Raw genomic sequence first — 23,600 nt, 5'->3', positions numbered from 1 at the left:
TCGAGGCCTGCTCGAGGGGGGGACGGCGGCTACCGGCCGCGGGTCAGCAGGTCCTGGTATTCGGCGTGCTTGTCGATCCACGCGACGACATAGGGGCAGACGGCGACGACCGTCAGGTCAGTGCGCTCGCGCATGTCGTCGAGGGCCTGCTCGACGAGGATGCTCGCGAGTCCTTCGCCCCGGTGCCGGGGGTCGACTTCGACGTGGGTGAAGAGCACCCGGGAGCCGTCGATCTCATAGTCGGCGAAACCCGCGGTCGTGTCCCCGAAGAGCAGGCTGTACCGGGAGAGGGCCGGCTCATGCCGGAAGGTGGGCCGCGCGGTATCCTGCGTCGTCGCATCCGCCGGAGTCGTTGATTCGGTCGTCGGGGAGTCTGTAGTCATCCCCATAGAGTAAGCCGACTGACACAATGAGGGAATGCCAACCGCGTGGTCCCCGTCCTCCCCCAACCGTGTCGTCCATGCAGACAACCTCGAAATCCTGCCTGCCCTTCCCGACGGGGCGTTCACGCTGATCTATCTCGACCCGCCCTTTAATACCGGTCGCAAGCAGAATCGGCGCACGACCACTTCGGTGCGAGTGGCTGCGGTGACCGGGTCTGTCCCTGACCCGGCATCGGCGGACGCCCCCCTGACTGGGGTCGCTGTGTCTTCGCCGCGAGCGGGCGGTTTGGCGGCCGCCGGCACCATCACGGGGTTCAAGGGGCAGCTCTACGAGCGGATCAAGGGCGACCTGCTCGGCTACGACGACCAGTTCGAGGACTACTGGGCCTTCCTCGAACCCAGGCTGATCGAGGCCTGGCGACTCCTCGCCGAAGACGGCACCCTCTACCTGCACCTCGACTACCGCGAGGCGCACTACGCCAAGGTCCTCCTCGACGCGCTCTTCGGCCGCGACTGCTTCCTCAACGAACTGATCTGGGCCTACGACTATGGCGCGAAGTCCAAGAACCGCTGGCCGACCAAGCACGACACGATCCTCGTCTACGTGAAGAACCCGCAGCACTACTACTTCGACTCGACGACGGTCGACCGCGAGCCGTACATGGCCCCCGGCCTCGTCACGCCGGAGAAGGTCGCGCGCGGCAAGCTGCCCACGGATGTCTGGTGGCACACGATCGTGTCGCCGACGGGCAAGGAGAAGACCGGTTACCCCACGCAGAAGCCGGTCGGCATCCTGCGGCGGATGATCCAGGCCTCGAGTCGCGAGGGCGACTGGGTGCTCGACTTCTTCGCCGGCAGCGGCACGACGGGTGCCGTCGCCGAGTCCCTCGGCCGCCGCTTCCTGCTCGTCGACCAGAACCCGGAGTCGATCCAGGTGATGCGCACCCGGTTCGAGGCCCTTCCGGAGGTCGAATTCCTCGACGCGTCCTGATTCCGGGCCGTCTGGGAGACTGGACGGATGAGACTCCGCATCTTCACAGAACCCCAGCAGGGCGCCAGCTACGACGACATCCTCGCGGTCGCGCAGGCCACAGAGGCGCTCGGGTTCGATGCGTTCTTCCGCTCAGACCACTACATGGTCATGGGCGACGGCGGCGGGCTGCCCGGACCGACGGATGCCTGGACGACCCTCGCCGGACTCGCCCGCGAGACCAGCCGCATCCGCCTGGGCACCCTCGTCTCCTCGGTGACCTACCGGGCGCCGGGGATCCTCGCGATCCAGGTCGCCCAGGTCGACCAGATGTCGGGAGGCCGGGTCGAGCTCGGGCTCGGCACCGGCTGGTTCGAGAAGGAGCACCTCGCCTATGGCATCCCGTTCCCGGCCAAACGCTTCGGCATGCTCGAGGAGCAGCTCGAAATCGTCACCGGGCTCTGGGAGACGCCTGTCGGCGATCGATATGACTTCACCGGTGAGCATTACACCCTCGTCGATTCCCCCGCCCTCCCGAAACCCGCCCAGCAGCGGGTTCCCGTGATCGTCGGCGGCGGCGGGGCGAAGCGCACCCCGGCCCTCGCGGCCCGCTTCGCGACCGAGTTCAACCTGCCGTTCCCCGAGTTCGCCGATATCCCCGGCAAGTTCGCCGGCGTGCGGGCGGCGTGTGCGACGATCGGGCGGGACCCGGGGGAGTTGCACTATTCCGTGGCGCTCATCGCGGTCGCCGGGCGCGATGAGTCCGAGTTCGCACGCCGGGCCGCCGCGGTCGGCCGGGAGCCCGCCGAGCTGCGCGAGCACGGCCTCGCCGGTACCGCCGCGGAGATCGTCGACCGTCTCGGCGCCCTCGCAGAAGCCGGCGTCGACACCGTCTACCTTCAGATCATGGACCTCGCCGACCTGGACCACCTCGACTTCATCGCCCGCGAGGTCGCACCCCGGCTTCCCTGAGCGTTCGAGCGCGGCTGTGGCCGGGCGCGAAGTTCCGCGAGAGTACACTTTCGGCCCCTAAACCGCGGGTTTAAGGGCCACAAGTGCACTCTCGCGAGCAGGGGGCGGTGCGGGGCGGATGCTGCGGAGCGGGTCAGGCGGACTCGCGCAGCACCAGGCTGGTCGGCATGATGTTGTGGTGCGGCACGGTCTCGTCGTCCGCGAGCAGGCGCAGGAGCAGGTCCGCCATTGCGAAGCCCATCTCCTTCGAGGGCTGGCTCACGGTGGTCATCCCGATCGGCCCCGAGGTGGCTGCCGGGCTGTCGTCGTATGCGACAACCGCGATGTCCCTCGGCACGGCCCTGCCCAGCTCGGCGAGGACGCCGAGCGCGCCGGTCGCCATCAGGTCACTCGCCACGAAGAGGGCGTCGATGTCCGGGCAGCGCTCGAGCAGGCGGCGGGTGGCCGCCGCGGCACCGGAGGCCGTGAAGTCGGCGTGCTCGACGGCATCCGTCGCGAGGCCCGCGTTCTCGAGCACCCGGCGGAACCCGGTGAGGCGGTCGATGCCTGCCGGCATGTCGACGGGCCCGGTGATCGTGCCGATCCGGCGCCTGCCGATGTCGACAAGGTGCTGGACGCCGCTCATGGAGCCCGCGATGTTGTCGACGTCGACGAAGTAGTTGTTCGCGCCGGAGTCGTTGGTCGGGCGCCCACCGAAGACGACCGGCATCGTGGATTCGAGGTCGGCGACGAAGTTGTCCCCGGTGTGGTGCGAGATGACGAGTGCCCCGTCGACGTTTCCCGCGCGCAGGTAACGCATGGTCTTGTGACGCGGGTCAGTCGAGGCGACCAGAAGGTTGAGCGTGTAGTCGCTCTCGTCGAGGCGCTGGGTGATGCCCTGCACGACGGCGGCGAAGTAGGGATCGCCGAAGAACTTCGTCATGTCTTCCGGCACGACGAGGGCGACAGACTGGGTCTGCCGGCTGGCAAGCGAGCGGGCAGCGCGGTTGGGCACGTAATTGAGCCGTTCGATCGCGGCCGTGACCGACACGACGACCTCCGGCCGCACCTTGGGCGACCCGTTGACGACGCGGCTCACGGTGGCGCGGGACACGCCGGCCTCGGCCGCCACCATTTCGAGCGTCGGCTGCGGCGGACGCGCGTTGCGGACTCCCGATGTCATGGGGTCAGTCTATTTGGATGCGCGCAGCGCGCTGGCACACCGGAGCCGGAGCGCCGTCCCGAGGCGGGCGCGGGGCACTCCGCAGGGTCGCGGCCGAATGGGTTTCGTGTCGCCTTGACAAGGGATCGGTGGGTGACCTAGTGTTGCGTTGATCAGTGAGAGCGCTCTCATACCAAAATGAGAGCGCTCTCACAACCCCGTTGGACGGGCGCCTCTCCCTGAGAGCCACCCGCCAGGCGCCGGTCGCTTGCAACACACATTTCTCGCATTACACACACGCACAAACACGCACACAAAGGAGTGACAGTGAAGTTCTCACGACGCACCAAGGTCGGGGCAGCAGTAGCCTGCGCCGCATCCTTCGCCCTCATTGCGACGGGCTGTTCATCGGCAGGAACCGGCACCTCAGCCAGTGCCGCACCGGTCGAACTGACCGTCACGACGTTCGGCACCATGGGCATGGATGCTCTCTACGCCCAGTACGAGGCCTCGCACCCCGGCATCACCATCAAGGCCAACAACATCGACACCGGTGGCAATGCCCAGACGGATGCCTTCACCAAGATCGCGGCAGGCAGCGGCCTCTCCGACGTTCTCGCCGTCGAGGAAGGCTGGCTGGGCGCGATTCAGAACGTCTCGAGCCAGTTCACCGACCTCAAGGCTTACGGTGCAGACTCGGTCAAGGACCGCTGGGTTTCGTGGAAGGTCGACCAGGCCACCGACAAGGACGGTCGCATCATCGGATACGGCACGGACATCGGCCCGGAGGGCATCTGCTACAACAGCAAGGCCTTCGCAGCAGCCGGTCTCCCGACCGACCGCGCCGCAGTCGCCACCCTGCTCGGGGGCAGCGGCTCCACCTGGGACAAGTACTTCGCGGTGGGCGAGCAGTACCAGAAGGCAACCGGCAAGGCGTGGTTCGACCAGTCCGGCTTCATCTGGAACTCGATGGTCAACCAGCTCCCCGAGGGCTATTACACCAAGGACGGCAAGCTCAACGTCGAGAACAACGCAGACCTGAAGTCCGCATGGACGAAGCTCGCCGCCGCAAACGCGGCCGGCCTCTCCGCCAAGCAGACCCAGTGGGACTGGAACAAGGGCACGTCGTTCACCGACGGCACCTTCGCAACCTTCATGTGCCCGGGCTGGATGCTCGGAGTCGTCCAGGGCCAGGTCAAGACCGCCGGCGGCGACGCCGTCGGCGCGACGGCCGGCTGGGACTTCGCCGACGTCTTCCCCGGAGGAGCCGCCAACTGGGGCGGGTCGTTCCTGACCGTTCCGACGCAGTCGAAGCACCCGAAGGAAGCCGCTGAACTGGCCACCTGGCTGACCGACGCCAAGCAGGAAGTCGCCGAATTCCAGGCGGCAGGCGCGTTCCCGAGCGTCACGGCCGCCCAGACCGATCCTGCACTCGCTGCGGGGACCGGCATCTCGGCCTTCTTCAACGACGCACCGATCGCATCCATCCTGAGCAAGCGCGCCGATGGCGTGAAGGCCCAGTACAAGGGACCGGATGACTCCACGATCCAGGAGAAGGTCTTCGGACCGTCCACGATCTCCCTCGATCAGGGCGTGTCAGGCGACAAGGCCTGGTCCGACGCCATGACGCTGTTCAACCAGCTCATCGTCAACAAGTAGCAGCAAGCATCCGCTCGGTGGGAGTGCCCCGGTACCTGCGCCCGCAGGCGCCGGGGCACTCCCGCTCGAAGGCAGAAAGCCACCATGACACTCACACGTGAACCAGAAGCCAGCAGCCCGCCGCGGCCCGACCGTACCGGTCGCAAGAGCGCCCTCACCTACAAGCACCGACTCAGCCGCCTGGACGTGAAGCTCTCGCCCTACCTGTACATCTCGCCGTTCTTCGTGCTCTTCGGCGTCGTCGGCCTGTTCCCGCTGGTGTACACCTTCGTGGTGTCGCTCAACCACTGGAACCTGCTGAGCGGCCCGGGGGAGTGGGTCGGATTCGACAACTACGCCGCCGAACTGAACGACCCGCTGTTCTGGAACTCGCTGTTCAACACGATGAGCATCTTCCTGCTCTCGAGCATCCCGCAGCTCATCGCCGCGACCTTCATCGCCGCGGTTCTCGACCAGAACCTGCGGGCCAAGACCTTCTGGCGCATGAGCGTCCTGATCCCGTACGTGGTGACTCCGGTCGCCGTCGCGCTGATCTTCTCGAACATGTTCAGCGAGCAGAACGGCATGATCAACCACCTCCTGAGCTTCGTCGGCGTCGATCCGGTGATGTGGAAGACGGATGTCTTCCCCAGTCACATCGCGATCGCCAGCATGGTGAACTGGCGCTGGACCGGGTACAACGCCCTCATCCTCCTCGCCGCCATGCAATCGGTGCCGCGCGACATCCACGAATCGGCAGCCCTCGACGGGGCCGGATTCTTCCGCAGGTTCTTCTCGATCACGCTGCCGAGCATCCGCCCCACCATGATCTTCGTGATCATCACCGCCACCATCGGTGGCCTGCAGATCTTCACGGAGCCTCGCCTGTACGATGCGACGACCCCGACGCCGGGCGGCGCCCACCGGCAATTCCAGACCACCGTGCTCTATCTCTGGGAGATGGCGTTCCAGCGGCAGAACTTCGGCAAGGCCTCGGCCGTCGCCTTCATCCTGTTCCTCATCATCGTGGCGTTCGGCGTCCTGAACTTCCTGATTTCTCAGCGCATCGCCACCACGGATTCCCGCACGGACGTCAAGTCTGCGAAACGGGTGCTGCGACGCAAGGCCGCGGCCGACCGGGAGGCTGCACTGGCGGCATCCGGAGCGGGCGAGCCCGTTGATTCCCCTCCATCCAGCACGCTCCCCACCGGCGCGAAGGAGCCCAGATCATGACCGGCACACTCACCCCAACTCCCACCGAGCCGGTTCGGCCGGCCCGGCCCGTCAAGCCCCGCGCCGAGAAGAACCCCGCCGGGCGGATGAAGGGCCACAAGGGCCTGGGGATCGACAGACGACCCGGTTTCCTCACGTACGGCATCCTGCTCGCCCTGTTCCTCGGTGGTGCGTACCCGCTCTGGTGGTCGGTCGTCGTCGGCTCGAGCTCGTCATCCGTATTGAGCCAGGAATGGCCGCCGCTCCTCCCGGGCGGACAGTTCTGGATCAACGTCGCCGCCGTCTTCGACACGATCCCGTTCTGGCAGGCGCTGCTCAACAGCGTCGTGGTGTCGACGATCATCACGGTCTCCGTGGTCTCGTTCTCCACGCTCGCCGGCTACGCCTTTGCGAAGCTGCGCTTCCGAGGCAGCAACGGGCTGATGGTCTTCGTCGTCGGGACCATGGCGATTCCCACCCAGCTTGGGATCATCCCGTTGTTCATCCTGATGCGTCAGTTCGGCTGGACCGGTTCCGTCGGTGCCATCATCATCCCGACCCTCGTCACCGCGTTCGGCGTGTTCTTCATGCGGCAGTACCTCGTCGACGTCATCCCCGACGAGCTCATCGAGGCAGCCCGTGTCGACGGCGCGAACATGATCACGACCTTCTGGAACGTCGCGGTGCCCGCGGCACGACCGGCGATGGCGATCCTCTCGCTGTTCACCTTCATGATGGCCTGGACGGACTTCCTCTGGCCGATGATCGTGTCCCCGCAGAACCCGACACTCCAGGTCGCGCTCAGCCAGCTCCAGTCCGCCAAGTACGTGGACTATTCCGTCGTCCTCGCCGGCGCCGTGCTCGCGACGCTTCCCCTGCTGATCCTGTTCGTCCTCGCCGGCAAGCAGCTCATCTCCGGCATCATGGCGGGCGCCGTCAAGGGCTGATTCCCGTCCGATCAGAAACGCGAAAGCGGGTGAATCGTCGTTCTCGAATGGTGAGAACGACGATTCACCCGCTTTCGCGGTCTACAGCGCCGGTCAGGCGAGGGCGGAGACCGCGGCCTGGACCGGCGTGCGGCCGGAGACCAGGTACAGCGTCTCGAGGGCGCCGGAGCCCGAGACGATGAGCGCGGCGAGCACCGCCGCGACGTCCGCGCGCGGGATCGTGCCGCGCACCTCCGGGATACCCGGACCGGTGTGCTCGAGGGTCACGAGCCCGGCGGCCGGCTCGTCAGTGAGACCGGCCGGGCGCACGATCGTCCAGGCGAGGTCCCGGCGCACGAGATCCTCCTCCGCGGCGAGCTTGGCACGGAGGTAGGCCACGAAGTCCGCGGGCACTCCGGCCGGCTCGGCGTCGTCGCGCACGAGGTCGGCCCCGGTCGACGAGACCTGCAGGAACCGGCGCACGCCTGCTGTCTCCGCCGCATCGGCGAGTAGAACGGATGCCCCCAGGTCGACGCTCGTCTTGCGCGCGTCGCCGCTGCCCCCGCCTGCGCCTGCGGCGAAGACGGCCACGTCGGCCCCGGACAGAACCTCCGTGAGCTCGGCGGGAGTCGTTGCCTCGAGATCGAGCACGACCGGGGTCGCGCCGTCGGTGCGGAGGTCGTCCGCCTGGTTCGGGTTCCGGATCAGTCCGATCACCTCGTGGCCGTCAGCCGTGAGGTCCCGGGTCAGAAGCCGGGCGATCTTTCCGTGTCCACCTGCAATTACAATACGCATATCAAGGACAACGCCGCCGGGCGCTCCCGAATTCCCGCGCCCGGCATCCGCCCGCCAACCGCCCGTGTCGGGCGCCCGTGTCAGGCGCGGCCCGGGCGTTCGAATTCGTCGGTGTCGAGCCCCGGCTCGACGAGGGCTCCCATCGTGTCGGCGGCGTGCTGCGCGATCATGGCCTCGGAGGCCCGCTCGGTTGCCTGTGTCGCGGCGTGCTCGTCGGCCGCTTCCTGCATGGCGCTCGTCTTGCGGAGCGGATCGACCTTGAGGAAGAGGCTCAGTGCGAAGGCGATCAGCACGACGACGAGGCTCACCCAGAACACCGTGACCGTGGCGTCGTTGAAGCCGACGAGGAAAGGCTGCGAGAGCCGAGGGTCCGCCGCGTTCAGGAACGAGGTGTCCCCGTCGAGGGCCGTCCCGAGCCCGGCCGGTTTCTGCAACAGGGCCAGGATGCCGGCGTTGGCTGGGTCGGCGAGCACGGCCGGATCGGAGGCGGCCGCCTTGACGCCGGCGACGATCGTCGGATTGCCGAATGCCGCGCCGAGGGTGTCCGGGATGCGGGTGAAGAGCACCGAGAACAGCACGGCGGTGCCGAGCGTGCCACCGATCTGACGGAAGAACGTCGAAGCGGATGTCGCGACGCCGATGTCCCGCGGTCCCACCGAGTTCTGGCTCGCGATGGTCAGCGTCTGCATGAGCTGGCCGAGACCGAGACCCACGAGGAGCATGCCCGTCATCATGAACCAGACCGGCTTGTCCGCGGTCGCGAAGGTGAAGAGCAAGAACCCGCCGGCCATGAACGCGGTGCCGACCGTGGGGAAGACGCGGTACTTGCCGGTGCGGGCGATGATCTGGCCGCTCACGATCGAGGAGATCATCAGGCCGAGGATCATCGGGAGCATCATGAAGCCGCTCTCGGTCGGGGTGGCGCCGTTCACGAGCTGCAGGTAGAGCGGGACGGTCATCATCGCGCCGAACATTCCGAAACCGACGAAGACGCCGAGCACGGTCGCCATCGAGAACGTCGCCGACCGGAAGAGCTTGAGCGGGATGAGCGCGTCATCGCCCATCAGTCGCTCGGCCACGATGAACAGCACGATGCCGAGCATGCCGGTCACGTAGCAGGCGACCGAGGTGAACGACCACCAGCCCCAGGTGCGGCCCTGTTCGGCGACGAGCAGCAGCGGCACTGCGGCGACGATGACCGTAACGGCACCCCACCAGTCGATCCGTACGGGACGCTTGAAGTGCGGGATGTGCAGGAAGCGGATCACGATGATGAGCGCGACGATGCCGATCGGGATGTTGATCAGGAACACCCACCGCCAGCCGGTGATGCCGAGGATCGTCGTCGCGCCGGAGAGGACACCGCCGATGAGCGGGCCGATGACGCTCGAAATGCCGAAGACGGCGAGGAAGTAGCCCTGGTACTTGGCGCGCTCCCGCGGCGCGAGCATGTCGCCCATGATCGTGAGCGGAAGGGCCATCAGGCCGCCGGCGCCGAGGCCCTGGATCGCCCTGAATACCGCAAGCTCATACATCGAGTGCGACATCCCGGCCAGGAGGGACCCGATCAGGAACACGGTGATCGCGATCAGGAACAGCGGCCGGCGCCCGAAGATGTCACTGAGTTTGCCGTAGATCGGCGTGCTGATGCACGAGACGATCAGGTACGCGGTCGTCACCCAGGCCTGCAGCGACATTCCGTCGAGGTCGTCGGCGATGGTGCGCATCGACGTCCCGACGATGGTCTGGTCGAGAGCCGACAGGAACATCCCGGCCATCAGGCCGAAGATGACGAACAGGATCTGCCGGTGCGACATCAGGGGAGCGGAGGCGGGCGAGGAGGCGGAAGCGGGAGGAGTTTGCATCGTCTGCAAAGTTACACGACGGGCAGGGAATCATCAACAGATTCCCGGACCCCGTTCCCGGCCGTTGGGGGGTGTTTCGGCACGCTCGTGGGGCGAGTCCCGGGACTAGGCTCATGAGCGTGCGTACAGAAGGTCAAACGGGGGGTTCATACAGGATGGGTTGGCGACGGATCACGGCTATCTCCCTCGCTGCCGTTCTCGTGGCCGGCGGGGCCGTCGCGCTCGGTTTTTTCGCGACGCACGCCCCGGCATCCGTCGCAACGGCGCTGCCCGCCGCGACGCCAGACCCCGGGTCTCCCGCGACGCACCCGCCCGGCGACCGGCCGACACCCACGGATGCCGCGCGCCCGGCCCCGACCGCATCACCGACGCCGATAGCGTTGGTCCCGCGCTTCGACAAGGCGGCGCGTTCGCACGATGACCCGACCAGCATCTGGGTCGTCGTCGACAAGGACCGCCCCCTGCAGCCGGCCGATTACACCCCGCCGGACCTCGTGACCGTGCCCGTGCCGCACGTCTGGGAACCGCAGCTCCGCCGGGAGGCATCCGACGCCGTCGTGGCCCTTTTCGCCGCCTTCACGGCCGAGACCGGGCTGCAGCTGCAGTCGCAGAGTTCCTACCGCAGTTATCCCACCCAGGTCGCGGTGTACAACGACGACGTCTCGGCCCACGGGCAGGCCGTCGCGGACACGAGCACCGCCCGGCCGGGCACGAGCGAACACCAGACCGGCCTCGCGATCGACATCAGCGCCCTGCCGGCGAGTTGCTCCCTCGACGCCTGCTTCGGGGCGACTCCCCAGGGCACCTGGCTCGCGCACAACGCCTGGAAATACGGTTTCCTGCTCCGTTATCCGGAGGACAAGGTCGCCGTGACCGGCTACGCGTATGAACCGTGGCATTTCCGCTACATCGGCGTCGACCTCGCGACCGAAATGCACACGGATGGCGTGACCACTCTCGAGGAATTCTTCGGTCTCCCGGCGGCCCCGACCTATCACTAGGTCCGGCTCACGCATGGGTTTCGGAGGTTCCGCACAGGGTTCTGGCATGTGCGCGTGTTCGCATGTCGGGTCCCCGTCCGCCGTCCAGAAACGATTTCGTGCGCCCCCATACACGTCCTGAAGGTCCCGCCCGCTCCCGCCATCGCCGGGAAGATCCACTGCCCCTCCGCCCCATCAGCCCTCCACGGCCGACCGATTCGCCGTCCTCGGACTCCCTGTCGACAGGCTCCCTGGCGACCGCCGCCCGCTCCTCCGACTCCCTCGGCGTCGTCCGTTCCCGGCACCGCCTCGAGAAGGCGCCGTCCGGCCACCGCCCGCTGATCTGGCTGGCCGGCTCGGCCGCCGCCGCCAGCCTGTGCTTCGGCCTCTTCGTCCCGCTCTCGAGCCAGGCGTCCCCCGGGGTCGCCACCGCGGCATCCGCCCCACTCGCGGCCTCGCGCCCGGTGCCGGCGAGTGTCGTGGCCGCCGTGCCCGTCGTGGCCGGCAGCCCCGTCATCTACAGCGCGGTGAGCGCCGGCGACGGCGGCTCTGCCGGACCTGTCACCGGCGGAACGGTCGTGAGCGTCACCGGCTCCGGGCTCGCGGGAGTGTCGGGCGTGAGCTTCGGCGGCAACGCCGGCACCGTGCTCTCGGCGACCGACACGACGGTCACCATCTCGACGCCCGCGTCGACCGACTACGGCACCGGTTCCGTGGCGGTCTCGCTCGTCGACAGCACCGGGGCGATCGTTCCCGTCGCGAGCACCCCTGCGGATGCCGCGAACGCCGCCGCAGCGGCCGCGACAGCAGCCGCCGCGTCGAAGGCGTCTTCGGTCGCGTCGCTCTCGCAGGCGATCACGCCCCTCGTNGTCGCGTCGCTCTCGCAGGCGATCACGCCCCTCGTGGATGCCGCGGCCCCCCTCGCCGCCGCGACCCCGACCCCGGCCCCGAGCGGCGCAGCGAGCGCCCTCGCGAGCACCGGCGCCGCGGCCGACACCGCACCCGCTGTGGCCGTCGCCGCCGGCGTGAGCCCGCTCACCTTCCAGTACGTCCCCGACCCGCGCATCACGGCCCAGATCGGCTACGTGCGCGCCCACTGGAACTCATACAACTCCGCCGTCTACGGCGCCATCGGCGGCAACGACTGCGTCAACTTCACGAGCCAGTCGCTGATCGCGCGCGGGTGGACGATGGACGCCGAGTGGTCCTATAGCGCTGCAGGCGCCGGATACAGCTCCGCCTGGTCGAGCTCGACCGCGTTCGCCGCGTACCTGTCCGCCCACCCCGAGCGTGCCACGCCGCTCACCGCCGGCGAAAGCAGCCGGGTCAAGGTGGGCGACATCGTGCAATTCGACTGGGACCGCTCCGGCGACAAAGACCACACCGGAATCGTCACCCGCGTCGTCAAGGACGCCTCGGGAACGCACCTCTATTACGCAGGTCACACCGAAGATAGCCTCGACAAGTCCGTCGAGGAATCCCTCGCGAACACCGGGGGAACGGTGAGCTACTGGAGCGTCGCCTAGCCCGGCGATTCAGCGACACTTCATAGCTTGGCGGGCAGTTTTCCCATTGAAGTGTGATTATCTGGATATATCCCCCCCCAAATGAGACGAGGAATTCGTGCAGTTCACCCGACGCTTTCGCATCAGCGCAGCCGCGCTCGCGTTCGCTGCTCTCGTGATCGGCACCGCCGCCGTCGCATCCTGGGGCGACGACGATTCAGACTCGGCGCGAGCGGAGATCGCCACATCGGTGACCCCCACAGACACCGCGACCCCTCGGGCGACGCCGGCGGATGCCGGTGCTCCCGTCGCCGTCGACACCGCGCCTGTCGCGACCGCAACGCCGACACCCGCTCCGTCGCCCGTGACGACCGCCGCGCCCGCCCCCGTCGCGGCGGCTTCGACCGGCGGAGTGCAGGCCCAGGTCGACTACATGATCGCGCACTGGACGAACTACAACACGGCGGACTACGGCGTCGTCACCGACAACGACTGCGTCAACTTCACGAGCCAGTCCCTGATCCAGCGCGGCTGGGCCATGGACGGCAGCTGGTGGTCCAAGGGCACCGGCTCGTCCTTCACCCACTCGAACGCCTGGGTCAGCTCGACCGCGTTCCGCAACTACCTCGCGAGCTCTGGGCGTGCGACCGCGCTCACCGACCAGCAGCGCGACCAGGTCAAGGTCGGCGACGTCGTGCAGTTCGACTGGGACAACTCGGGCGACCGCGACCACACCGGCGTCGTGACCCGCATCGAGGGCAGCGGCGACGACATCGTCATCTACTACGCAGGCCACACCGACGACACCGACTACCGTTCCGTCGACTACGCGATCACCGTGAAGCACCCGGGCGCCACCGCGTACTACTGGAGCATTCCCTAACCACCGGCCGCGTCACACGACGGATGCCGCCGCCCGCGCCCGCCGACCGGCGAACGTGCGCGACGGCATCCGTCAACGAAAGTGTCTACGCGATGGCGGCGTCAACGATCGCCTTCGCCTCGAGCTGCACCTGGCGGAGGTGCTCCGGGCCCTTGAAGGACTCGGCGTAGATCTTGTAGACGTCCTCTGTGCCGCTCGGCCGGGCGGCGAACCAGGCGTTCTCGGTGACGACCTTGAGGCCGCCGATCGCGGCCCCGTTGCCTGGGGCGTGGCTGAGCTTCGCGAGGATCTTCTCGCCGGCGAGTTCGGTCGCGGTGATCGCGTCGCCGTCGAGCTTGCCGAGCTGGGCCTTCTGCGCGGGCGTCGCCGCGGCATCCACCCGGGCGTACGCCGGGTCGCCGAAGTGCTCGACGAGTTCGGCGTAGCGCTGGCTCGGGCTCTTGCCGGTGACGGCGAGGATCTCGGAGGCGAGCAGGGCCAGCAGGATACCGTCCTTGTCCGTCGTCCAGACCGTGCCGTCGAAGCGCACGAAGCTCGCACCGGCGCTCTCCTCGCCGCCGAACGCGACCGAACCGTCGATGAGCCCGGGCACGAACCACTTGAACCCGACCGGCACCTCCCAGAGGTCGCGGCCGAGGAAGCCGGCGACCCGGTCGATCATCGTCGAGGAGACGAGCGTCTTGCCGATCGCGGCGTCCGCGCGCCAGCCCTCGCGGTGGCTGTAGAGGTAGTCGATCGCGACGGCGAGGAAGTGGTTCGGGTTCATCAGGCCGCCGTCCGGCGTGACGATGCCGTGCCGGTCGGCGTCGGCGTCGTTGCCGGTGAGGATGTCGAAGTCGTCCTTGTGGGCGATGACCGAGGCCATCGCGGAGGGGCTCGACGGGTCCATCCGGATCTTGGAGTCCCAGTCCAGGGTCATGAAGCGCCAGGTCGGGTCGACCTTGGGGTTCGTGACGGTGAGATTGAGCTCGTAGCGGTCGCGGATCGCTCCCCAGTAGCCGACGCTCGCGCCGCCGAGGGGGTCTGCGCCGATGCGGATGCCGCTTGCCTTGATGGCGGCCATGTCGATGATGTTCTCGAGGTCGTTCACGTACGCACCGCGGAAGTCGTAGGTCTCGACCGCGCTCGGTTCGCTCATCTTCACGTCGACGAGTCCGCCGGCGATGAGCTCGTTGGCGCGCGCGGCGATCCAGGAGGTGGCGTCGCTGTCGGCCGGTCCACCGTGCGGGGGGTTGTACTTGAAGCCGCCGTCGGTCGGGGGGTTGTGGCTGGGGGTGACGACGATGCCGTCGGCCTCATCGGTGTTCCCTGCCCGGTTGTAGGCGAGGATCGCGTGCGAGAGCGACGGGGTGGGCACGTAGTCGTCGAACTCGTCGACGAGGACGCGCACGCCGTTGCCGACGAGCACTTCGAGCGCCGTCGTGTACGCCGGGGCGCTCAGCGCGTGCGGGTCCGTCCCGATGAAAAGGGGGCCCGTGATGCCCTGATTGGTGCGGTACTCGACGATGGCCTGCGTCGTCGCGATGATGTGGTTCTCGTTGAAGGCCGTGTTCAGCGAACTGCCACGGTGCCCGGAGGTGCCGAATGCCACCCGTTGGGCGGGCACGGTCACATCGGGTTTCAGGTCGTAGTACGCCTTGACCAGCGCGTCGACATCGATCAGGTCTGATTCCAGGGCCGGAGTGCCCGCACGTTCATTCATGTCCCCAGTCTGGCACTGCAAGTAGGCTGTGAGCCATGTCCGAGACGCGCAAAGCCAGCTACAGCTTCCTGGGGCCGGCGGGCACCTTCACCGAGGCGGCACTCGCCCAGGTGCCCGAGGCGCGCGGCCAGGCCTGGCGCTCCGTCAACAACGTGGGCGAGGCGCTCGCCGACGTCGTCTCCGGTCGCAGCGTCGCCGCGATGATCGCGATCGAGAATTCCGTCGACGGCGGCGTGTCCGCCACCCAGGACGCGCTCGCGAAGGTGCCGGACCTCCGGATCATCGGCGAGTATCTCGTGCCGGTGAACTTCGTGCTCGTGGCCAGGCCGGGCACGACGCTTGCCGACGTGAAGATCGTCGCCGCGCACCCGGTCGCATACGCCCAGTGCCGGAACTGGCTCGAGACGAACGTTCCGCACCACGGCCACATCCCCGCCTCGAGCAATGTGGCGGCGCCGACCTCACTGCTCGAGACCGAACAGGCGGATGCCGCGGTCGCCCCTCCGGGGATCGAGAACCATCTCGACCTCACGGTTCTCGCCACCGACATCGGTGACAACCCGAACGCCGTCACCCGGTTCGTGCTGGTCAGCCGCACGACCGTGATCCCGGAACGCACCGGTGCGGACAAGACGAGCCTCATCGTCGAGCTGCCGGAGGACCGCGCGGGGGCGCTCCTCGAATTGCTCGAGCAGTTCGCGACCCGCGGGGTCAACCTTTCGCTGATCCAGTCGCGTCCGATCGGCGACGCGCTCGGTCGCTACCGGTTCGTGATCGACGCCGACGGGCACATCCACGACGAACGCGTCGCCGACGCCCTGCTCGGCCTGCGCCGGTTCAGCCCGAAGGTGATCTTCCTCGGCTCGTACCCCCGGGCCGACCTGCAGCAGAACGAGTACACCAAGCGCTACGACGACGACGTCTACATCGGCGCGCGCGCCTGGCTCGACGCCCTCCTCCGCGGCGCCTGACCCGCACTCCGCCCCGCCCGCCCCGCCCGCCCCGCCCGCTCCGCGCCGCTCCCCGGTCTCCTTCGGTCCGCGAGAGTACACTTTTGGCCCTCAAACCGCGGGTTTAAGGGCCAAAAGTGTACTCTCGCGAGCAGGAAAGCAGGCGGAGTGGGGCGGGGCCGGGGGGCGTTACGCGGAAGCGGGCGCGGGCATCCGCACCGTGAGCGCGCCGGGGTCGGCACGCAGGGAGACGGCGCGCACCGGGCCGAACTCGTCGCCGTCGATCTCGAACTCCTGCGGGTGCTCGAGCACGATCCTGATCCGTGAACCCCGAAGCGTCGTCATCACCCGTTCGTTGCTCGACTCGCTCTGGGCGATGATCCTGCGCCCGACCGCGGAGCGGCGCAGCACGCCGTTCTCCCACGTCACCCTGCGCCAGATGGTCAGCCAGCCGAGGACGCCCTTGGGCTGCAGCACGGCGATGTCGAGAATCCCGTCGTCCACCTGGGCATCGGGCAGGAACTGGATGTTGCCCGGCAGGACCCCGCAGTTCGCGACCAGGATCGTGCTCACGTGCGCCGGCCGGTCGGTGCGACCCTCGAGGCTATAACGGATGCGGAATGGCTTCGACTTCGGGATCACCCGCATTCCGGCATCGACATACGCGAGCCAGCCGACCTGTTTCTTGAGATCGGCGCTCGTGTTGGCGATCATCTGGGCATCGAGCCCGAGGCCGGCCATCACCAGGAAGACGTGTTCGGCCTTCTCGCCCTCGGTGTCGGTGAGCACTGCGACGCCGAGGTCGATCGCCCGGTCCACGCCGCTGAACGCGATCTCCACCGCCGCATCGAGGCTCGCGAGCGGCAGCGCCAGGTTTCGGGCCAACAGGTTCCCCGTGCCGGCCGGCACGATCGCGAGGGCAACGCCCGTGTCGCGCAGGGCCTCGGCGACCGCGCGCACGGTGCCGTCCCCTCCCGCCGCGAGCACCACGGATGCCCCTTGTTCGATCGCCGTCCGGGTCGCCCGCTGACCGGCATCCGTCTCGGTCGTCGACAGCCACACCGTGCCCGACCACCCGGCGGCGGACTCCGCCGCTGCGACGCTCGCGCGGAGCTTGACCACGTCAACCTTGATCGGGTTGTACACGACGGCCGCTCGACGGCCGCTCGGAGTCTCACCGGGAGTATTCACGGGGTAAGGCTAGCAAGGCGCTCCGGCGGGCGCTTGTAGACTGGCACGGTGATTGATCCTGTACTGCTGCGAGAGAATCCCGATCTGATCAAGCGTTCGCAGAAGGCGCGGGGCGCTTCGGTCGAAGCTGTCGACGCCGCGCTCGCCGCGGACACGGCCAGGCGCACCTCGATCAAGGCCTACGAAGACCTGCGCGCCGCCCAGAACCAGTTCGGCAAGCAGGTCGCGAGCGCGCCCCCCGCCGAGAAGAAGGCCCTCGTCGCCGAGGCCCAGGCCCTCGCCGCCCGGGTCAAGGCCGCTGCGGCGACCGCGACGGATGCCGAGGCGGACTTCACCGGGATCGTCCGCACCCTCGCCAATCCCATCATCGACGGCGTCCCGGCCGGAGGCGAGGAGAACTTCACCACGCTCCGCACCCACGGCGAGATCCCCACCTTCGACTTCGAGGCCCGCGATCACCTCGAGCTGGGCGAAATGCTCGGCGCGATCGACATGGCCCGCGGCGCGAAGGTGTCCGGAGCGCGCTTCTACTTCATGCGCGGCATCGGAGCCCGGCTCGAGATCGCCCTGATGAACATGGCCCTCGACCGCGCGCTCCAGGCCGGGTTCATCCCCCTGATCACGCCCACGCTCGTCCGCCCGGAGATCATGGACGGCACCGGCTTCCTCGGCGAGCACGCCGACGAGATCTACTACCTTCCCGCCGACGACCTCTACCTCACCGGCACGAGCGAGGTCGCGCTCGCCGGGTACCACTCCGACGAGATCCTCGACCTGAATGATGGCCCGCTGCGCTACGCCGGCTGGTCCACCTGTTACCGCCGCGAGGCCGGCTCCGGCGGCAAGGACACTCGCGGCATCATCCGGGTGCACCAGTTCAACAAGCTCGAGATGTTCACCTACGTCCTCCCCGAGAACGCCGAGGCAGAGCACGACCGCCTCGTCGCCCTGCAGGAGGGCATGCTGAAGTCCCTCGGTCTCAGCTACCGCGTGATCGACGTCGCAGCGGGCGACCTCGGGTCGAGCGCGGCCCGCAAATTCGACATCGAGGCGTGGGTGCCCACCCAGAACGCCTACCGCGAGCTGACCAGCACGAGCAACTGCACCACGTACCAGGCCCGACGTCTGGACATCCGCTATCGCACCGAATCGGGCAAGACCGCGCCGGTCGCCACCCTCAACGGCACCCTCGCGACCACGCGTTGGATCGTCGCGATTCTCGAGACGCACCAGCGAGCGGATGGCTCGGTGCTCGTCCCCGAGGCGCTGCGGCCCTGGCTCGGCGGCCTCGAAGTCCTCGAGCCGATCCGATGACCGCGACCGTCTCGCCCTGGCTCGTCGCCCTCGACATCGACGGAACCACCGTGCACGAAGACGGTTCGATCAGCCCCGCCGTGCTCGAAGAAGTACAGCGGCTCACCCGCTCCGGGCACGAGATCATGCTCGCAACCGGTCGTTCGACGGCGGCCACCCTGCCGGTGCTCGAGCGCCTCGACATCACGCCCCGCTACGTGGTCTGCTCGAATGGCGCGATCACCCTGCGCCGGGATCTGACCGCGCCGACCGGGTATCGCCGCGAATGGGTCGAGACCTTCGACCCGAGCGAGGTGCTGCTCTCGATCCGCTCGCACCTCGGCGACGCACGCTACGCCGTCGAAGACGAGCACGGCTTCTACCGGTACACCGAGCCCTTCCCGGATGCCACCATCGGCCTCGACAGTGAACACGTCGAGTTCGACGAGCTGCTCCGCCACGAGGCCACCCGCGTCGTCGTCATCTCGCCTGACCACGAGATGGAAGACTTCCTGCAGGTCGTCGAGCAGATGGGCCTCAACCGGGTGAGCTACTCGATCGGCTGGACCGCGTGGCTCGACATCGCGCCCGACGGCGTCAACAAGGCCACCGCAATGGAGCGGGTCCGAGCCGAGCTGGACATCCCCCGTGCCCGGGTGATGGCCGTCGGTGACGGACGCAACGACATCGAGATGCTCGAGTGGGCCGGGCTCGAGGGCCGCGGCGTTGCCATGGGCCAGTCCCCCCATGAGGTGCTCGCGGCGGCCGGGGAGATCACGGGAGCCGTGCTCGACGACGGCCTCGCCACGGTTCTCGCGTCGCTCTGACGCCGCTCCGGCACCACTCCGAACCGCCTCGCTGCGGGCGTCCCAGCCTGCTGGCAGGGTGAGGAAGGCGCGATCGGCTAGAATCGGTCGGTATTCGTGTGTTGTCGACCGGGCGTTCTTCGCCGGACCGGGCCGCGAACGGGAGGGCTGTCCGAGCGGCCGATGGAGCCAGTCTTGAAAACTGGTGGACAGAAATGTCTCGTGGGTTCGAATCCCACGCCCTCCGCACGAACCCGTTACCCGGCCGGCACCACAGAAGGGATCTGAGTGAGCGACCAACCGAGACTCCGTTCCGCACGATCCCACAAGCTCAGCACCATCGCGCGGCACGGCCGGTTGAAGCACTCGAACCCGGTCGTCACCGTCGTCAAGTTCCTCGCAGCGGCCATGGCCGTCGTGCTCGTCAGCGGAGTCTCCGTCGCCGCGATCGCCACCCTCGACGTCGCATCGAGCGCGCAGCCCGGTGTGCACCTCGCCAATGAGACGAACGGCCCCGTCCCGCAGATCGGCGCCATCACAGGCGGCGTCAACCTCCTCATCGTCGGCAGTGACAGCCGCAAGGGCCAGGACCCGTCGTTCGGCCCGGAGGACTCCACCGGCGACCTCAACGACGTCACCATGCTCCTGCACATCTCGCAGGACCACACCAACGCCTCCGTGATCAGCTTCCCGCGCGACATGTTCGTGCCGATCCCGGCCTGCCCCGACCCGAGCGGCGGCACGTTCAATTCGATGAGCCGCCAGAAGATCAACACCACGCTCACGTACGGCGGGCTCGCCTGCACGGTGCTCACCGTGGAGAAGCTCACCGGTCTGACCATCCCCTTCGCGGCCGAGGTCCAGTTCAGCGGCGTGATGGCCATGTCCACCGCCGTCGGCGGCGTACCGGTCTGTGTCGCCGAGGAGATCCAGGACGAGTACACCGGCACCTTCCTCAAGCCCGGCATGCACACCCTCGAGGGTGTTGCGGCCCTGCAGTTCCTCCGTACCCGCCACGGTGTGGGCGACGGCAGCGACCTCACCCGGATCAACAACCAGCAGGTCTTCATGTCGGCCCTGGTGCGCACCATCAAGAGCGCGAGCACGCTGTCGGACCCGCTCAAGGTGTATTCGCTCGCGAAGGCCGTGACCGCCAACATGAAGCTCTCCGATAGCCTCAACAACGTCTCCGTGATCGCGTCGATCGCGGTCGCGCTCAAGGACATCGACCTGAACCAGGTCGTCTTCGTGCAGGTGCCCACCGGCGGCACGACCGGCGGAGTGCTCCCGCTCCAGCCCGACTTCAAGGAACTCTTCACCGCGGTCGCGGCCGACAAGGCCCTCAAGCTCGGCGGCACAACGGGGCGCGGCGCGACGCTCGACCCGAGCGCGACCGCGACTCCGACGCCCGCCGCGACGACGGATGCTTCCGCGACGCCCGATCCCACGGCATCCGCCGGCGCCACCCCGATCCCCACCCCGACGGACGCCACGACCCTGTCGGAGTCGGCGACCGGCCAGACCGCCGGGGAACTGACCTGCTCCGTCGGCCGCACCCTCAACAACCAGTAGGCGCGGGCCTTCGGGCACCCGTGCAAACGGATGCCGCCGGTACGGTTATGATTACACTCGTGTGTTTGCTCGGTGAATTCTGCGCAGGCGCCAAGGAGACGTCGCATAGTACGGCTTAGTGCACCACCCTGCTAAGGTGGAGTACCCTTCACAGGGTACCGTGGGTTCAAATCCCACCGTCTCCGCACTGTAAGGCCCCCGAGATCCGCGTAATTACGCGGAAGTCCGGGGGTCTTTTTCATGGTCCGGGTGGGTTTGCCCACATTTTGCCCACAATTGCTGGAGCGGCGGCGTGGTTGAGGCCCACTGCAACGGCGTCTAAATCGTCATCGAAGAGGTCGGCATAGACGTCCAGGGTCATCGCCGCGGACGCGTGACCGAGCATCCGCTGCACCGCCTTCACGTTCGCTCCCGACGCGATGGCGAGGGATGCGGCCGTGTGGCGCAGGTCGTGCAGGGTCATTGCGGGCAGGTCGGAGGCGACGAGCGCCGTCTTGAACCACGACCTCGAGCCGCTACTGACGCGTGTTCGCCGGAGGTGCTCCCCGGCGCTGTCGGAGAAGAGCAGATCGTTGGGGCCCTTGCCGGTGAGGTTCTCGAGCAGGGACTGGGTGAGGAATGCCGGGAATACCACTGTGCGGCGCTTGTCGGACTTAGGCGTCCCGACCTCGATGATCCCGCCGACTTCGACGGCGTTCACGCTGACGGATATCCGGTTCCGGACCAGGTCGACGTCTCGCACGCGCAAGCCGATGGCTTCGCCCCAGCGCAGCCCCGTGTACGCGAGCACGAGCAGTAGCGTGCGGTGGATGCCGGAATTGTCGGCGAGGCGCACCACCTCCTCGTGAGTGAGATACCGATGCTCCTTCTTGGGCTTCCTGGGGAGGTTCACGCCGCGGGCGGGATTCGTGGAAATGCGCTTGTCCCGGACCGCGACGTCCAGAATGGACGCCAGGACTCCGAAAGCCCGGATGACGGTCGTGGCGCCGCGCGTGCCCGTCATCGTCGACACCCAGGCCTGGACGTCGCTGTGGCGGACCCCGCTGACGGAGATCCTCGCCCAGCGCGGCGCCACGTAGAGCCGCCAGGCGATCTCGATGGGACGGAGGGAGGATGGCTTCAGGTGCGTCTGCGAAGCGAGCCAGTCAGCTCCCAGAGTGCCAATGGTCACCTTGGCGGCGGAGGCCTCGACGTACTCGCCCCTCGCCATGGCAATCTCGACGGTCGCGGTGAAGAGCTCGGCTTCCCTCTTCGTCTTGAACCCGCGCTTGTCCGTCTGCGTGTGGTCGGGTCGGCGGTACCGCACCCGGTACCGCTTCCCGGCCGCCGTCGTGTACGAGGTGATCGATGCCATGTGTAATCAGGCCAGCCTTCCAGTCGGACTAGTGCGACCGCCGAGACAGTGCCCGTCAGCGGCGATCTCGATCTCAAGGGTGCACCTGCTCGTGGGTTCGCTCAATGCTCACGTTATCCAGGACGACCGACACTGCATCCGTCATCGGAGAGTGACCAGCGCCACGGACCATCCAATTCCGTCTGTCCGTGAGAGGTCCCCTGTGGATAACCGCCGCCGGTCCGTCGCTTTGGGGGCCGATTATTCGTCCCTCCTGGGGACCAAAAATTCGTCCCTGAAGGGGACCAAAAAGTTGTCTCAAAGGGGACCAGAAAATGACCCCCCTAACAGTAAGGAACAGGAAGGAACAAAAACGGAGCAGTACGCGCGCGCGAGAAGAGCCTGTGGATAACTCTCTCGGCGGCTTCGCCCATACCGACAGCCGGCCCTGACTGTGGTCGTTTCGCGGGCATCGTCGCACACGATGCAGGTCCGATCAACCGGCCCGCTGCCAGGCCGCTTCGCCGCAAGTTCGCGTGCCCGATACCGTCAGTGCTGGCGGAGCTTCGAGGATCGCACCGTCAACCGCGCACGTATCCGCTTTGGTATCCAATGCGTCCTTGGCGAGGACCTGGCGACCGACAAATGCCTCACGTCATCGGCGACGGAAGCAACGCACGGACGCCGCCGGCATCGCCGCTGAGGCCCGGGTGCGGGTCCCCATGGTGAACGCTGTTCTCCGACGATGGGACTACGAGCAGTGTGCACGTGGGGGCATGCCGCGGTGACTTGACGGTGGCGCGACGTCGATTTCGTCGCGCAAGTTTGAAGCCGAAATCGCGTTCTTAGGGATGCGCAAATCGCGGCCGCCTATTCGTTTGGGTATTCGTTTGGGTATTCGTTGAGAGCGAATACCCAAACGAATAGGTAAGGGCCCTCTTTCCCTGTCCCACCGCGACCCCCTCGCTGCGCTCGCTTCCCAACCCCCCCACACCCAACGGCATTGTGTGGGGGGTTGGGAAGTAAAGGGGTAGCGGTGGGACAGGGAAAGAGGAAGAAGTGTATGAGAGAGATAAGTAAAAGAAAAAACAAAAACATAAACAAAACTAAGTACAAAAAACAAGAACAAGGATCAAGGAAAACAGGACGACGTAAATCAGAAAATCACTGGTTTTAGAGCGGACGGAGATTGCGACGATGGTGCAGTGGACAGACCGTGACGAGGCAATGGTCAATTGGCTACTGGTCGTGCGACTGGCAGAAATGGATGCAATCCGCTGGGCACTGGGGGCGCTCTCTGGATCTGGTTTCCCCGTGAGCACTCGGAAGGCGCAGACGTGCGCGCGTCGCCGCTGGGGGTGTCTCATAACTAGCGGTGTGCACCGCGGCGAGTTCAGGTGGTGAGAGCAACACCCTGAGTTCCGTGGGGTGTTGTCGATGGCTCGACCGTTGTCGCCTTTGAGCGTTCGTTTAACGTTTTGGG

The 23,600-nt window shown here is 67.3% G+C and carries 19 protein-coding genes and 2 tRNA genes; 14 read left to right on the top strand and 7 right to left on the bottom strand.

Annotated elements, in window-relative coordinates; genetic code table 11:
- Positions 1 to 29 precede the first annotated feature (29 nt).
- Positions 30 to 383: a GNAT family N-acetyltransferase gene (locus tag E3O50_RS08690; protein WP_134449165.1), complete on the bottom strand. Its 354-nt coding sequence runs from the start codon at positions 381 to 383 to the stop codon at positions 30 to 32.
- Between the two features lie 34 nt (positions 384 to 417).
- On the opposite strand from E3O50_RS08690, the gene E3O50_RS08685 reads away from it, so the two are divergent.
- Together E3O50_RS08685 and E3O50_RS08680 are read left to right on the top strand one after the other, a co-directional pair.
- A complete protein-coding gene (locus E3O50_RS08685) occupies positions 418 to 1,374 on the top strand; it encodes a site-specific DNA-methyltransferase (protein WP_134560673.1) in 957 nt (318 codons plus the stop codon).
- Between the two features lie 27 nt (positions 1,375 to 1,401).
- Complete coding sequence (locus tag E3O50_RS08680; RefSeq protein WP_134449163.1) at positions 1,402 to 2,325, top strand: LLM class F420-dependent oxidoreductase; 924 nt, start codon at positions 1,402 to 1,404, stop codon at positions 2,323 to 2,325.
- Between the two features lie 133 nt (positions 2,326 to 2,458).
- On the opposite strand, the gene E3O50_RS08675 is transcribed toward E3O50_RS08680, so the two are convergent.
- Complete coding sequence (locus E3O50_RS08675; protein WP_134560672.1) at positions 2,459 to 3,487, bottom strand: LacI family DNA-binding transcriptional regulator; 1,029 nt, start codon at positions 3,485 to 3,487, stop codon at positions 2,459 to 2,461.
- A 306-nt stretch (positions 3,488 to 3,793) separates the two neighbouring features.
- On the opposite strand from E3O50_RS08675, the gene E3O50_RS08670 reads away from it, so the two are divergent.
- From E3O50_RS08670 to E3O50_RS08660, 3 genes are all read left to right on the top strand, one after another.
- The gene (locus tag E3O50_RS08670) at positions 3,794 to 5,125 is read left to right on the top strand and encodes an ABC transporter substrate-binding protein (protein WP_134560671.1); all 1,332 of its coding nucleotides are present in this window, start codon (positions 3,794 to 3,796) and stop codon (positions 5,123 to 5,125) included.
- Between the two features lie 84 nt (positions 5,126 to 5,209).
- Positions 5,210 to 6,337, top strand: a complete 1,128-nt coding sequence (locus E3O50_RS08665; protein ID WP_134449160.1) for a sugar ABC transporter permease — start codon at positions 5,210 to 5,212, stop codon at positions 6,335 to 6,337.
- Between the two features lie 86 nt (positions 6,338 to 6,423).
- Positions 6,424 to 7,263: a carbohydrate ABC transporter permease gene (locus E3O50_RS08660; protein ID WP_134449266.1), complete on the top strand. Its 840-nt coding sequence runs from the start codon at positions 6,424 to 6,426 to the stop codon at positions 7,261 to 7,263.
- Between the two features lie 93 nt (positions 7,264 to 7,356).
- Here the strand turns inward: E3O50_RS08660 and E3O50_RS08655 are convergent, their stop codons facing one another.
- Positions 7,357 to 8,037, bottom strand: a complete 681-nt coding sequence (locus E3O50_RS08655; RefSeq protein ID WP_134560670.1) for an NAD(P)-binding oxidoreductase — start codon at positions 8,035 to 8,037, stop codon at positions 7,357 to 7,359.
- Positions 8,038 to 8,117: 80 nt separating this feature from the next.
- On the bottom strand, positions 8,118 to 9,902 hold the full coding sequence (locus E3O50_RS08650; protein WP_241975504.1) for an MDR family MFS transporter: 1,785 nt from the start codon (positions 9,900 to 9,902) through the stop codon (positions 8,118 to 8,120).
- A 155-nt stretch (positions 9,903 to 10,057) separates the two neighbouring features.
- On the opposite strand from E3O50_RS08650, the gene E3O50_RS08645 reads away from it, so the two are divergent.
- From E3O50_RS08645 to E3O50_RS08635, 3 genes are all read left to right on the top strand, one after another.
- Positions 10,058 to 10,903, top strand: coding sequence for a M15 family metallopeptidase (locus tag E3O50_RS08645; RefSeq protein WP_134560669.1), 846 nt, complete (start codon positions 10,058 to 10,060; stop codon positions 10,901 to 10,903).
- A gap of 98 nt (positions 10,904 to 11,001) precedes the next feature.
- Positions 11,002 to 12,408: an amidase domain-containing protein gene (locus tag E3O50_RS08640; protein WP_134564555.1), complete on the top strand. Its 1,407-nt coding sequence runs from the start codon at positions 11,002 to 11,004 to the stop codon at positions 12,406 to 12,408.
- A gap of 97 nt (positions 12,409 to 12,505) precedes the next feature.
- Entirely contained in the window at positions 12,506 to 13,270 is a 765-nt protein-coding gene (locus tag E3O50_RS08635) for an amidase domain-containing protein (protein ID WP_134560737.1), read from the top strand.
- A gap of 85 nt (positions 13,271 to 13,355) precedes the next feature.
- Here E3O50_RS08635 and pgm read toward each other — a convergent pair whose 3' ends face one another.
- Entirely contained in the window at positions 13,356 to 14,972 is a 1,617-nt protein-coding gene (gene pgm, locus E3O50_RS08630) for a phosphoglucomutase (alpha-D-glucose-1,6-bisphosphate-dependent) (protein ID WP_134449155.1), read from the bottom strand.
- A 35-nt stretch (positions 14,973 to 15,007) separates the two neighbouring features.
- On the opposite strand from pgm, the gene pheA reads away from it, so the two are divergent.
- Entirely contained in the window at positions 15,008 to 15,943 is a 936-nt protein-coding gene (pheA, locus tag E3O50_RS08625; protein ID WP_134560736.1) for a prephenate dehydratase, read from the top strand.
- Positions 15,944 to 16,111: 168 nt separating this feature from the next.
- Here pheA and E3O50_RS08620 read toward each other — a convergent pair whose 3' ends face one another.
- Complete coding sequence (locus tag E3O50_RS08620; protein WP_134560735.1) at positions 16,112 to 17,113, bottom strand: diacylglycerol kinase family protein; 1,002 nt, start codon at positions 17,111 to 17,113, stop codon at positions 16,112 to 16,114.
- Positions 17,114 to 17,161: 48 nt separating this feature from the next.
- Between E3O50_RS08620 and serS the strand changes: the two genes are divergently transcribed.
- The 5 genes from serS to E3O50_RS08595 all read left to right on the top strand — a co-directional run bounded on the left by serS (position 17,162) and on the right by E3O50_RS08595 (position 20,969).
- Entirely contained in the window at positions 17,162 to 18,427 is a 1,266-nt protein-coding gene (serS, locus tag E3O50_RS08615) for a serine--tRNA ligase (protein ID WP_134560734.1), read from the top strand.
- The gene (locus tag E3O50_RS08610) at positions 18,424 to 19,233 is read left to right on the top strand and encodes an HAD family hydrolase (protein ID WP_134449151.1); all 810 of its coding nucleotides are present in this window, start codon (positions 18,424 to 18,426) and stop codon (positions 19,231 to 19,233) included. Before serS ends, E3O50_RS08610 begins: the two co-directional genes overlap by 4 nt.
- A gap of 141 nt (positions 19,234 to 19,374) precedes the next feature.
- Positions 19,375 to 19,459, top strand: a tRNA-Ser gene (locus E3O50_RS08605).
- Between the two features lie 41 nt (positions 19,460 to 19,500).
- A complete protein-coding gene (locus tag E3O50_RS08600; RefSeq protein ID WP_241975523.1) occupies positions 19,501 to 20,784 on the top strand; it encodes an LCP family protein in 1,284 nt (427 codons plus the stop codon).
- A 94-nt stretch (positions 20,785 to 20,878) separates the two neighbouring features.
- Positions 20,879 to 20,969: transfer RNA gene (locus E3O50_RS08595), tRNA-Ser, on the top strand.
- Between the two features lie 53 nt (positions 20,970 to 21,022).
- Here E3O50_RS08595 and E3O50_RS08590 read toward each other — a convergent pair.
- Positions 21,023 to 22,138 (bottom strand): site-specific integrase, encoded by a 1,116-nt coding sequence (locus E3O50_RS08590; protein WP_134560733.1) that lies wholly within the window; start codon positions 22,136 to 22,138, stop codon positions 21,023 to 21,025.
- Positions 22,139 to 23,600 lie beyond the last annotated feature (1,462 nt).

The sequence above is a fragment of the Cryobacterium sp. MDB1-18-1 genome (assembly GCF_004402735.1).
Classification (GTDB): domain Bacteria; phylum Actinomycetota; class Actinomycetes; order Actinomycetales; family Microbacteriaceae; genus Cryobacterium; species Cryobacterium glucosi.
The sequence above is the reverse complement of the archived record's forward strand: the minus strand, read 5'-3'. Positions and strand labels throughout refer to the sequence as shown.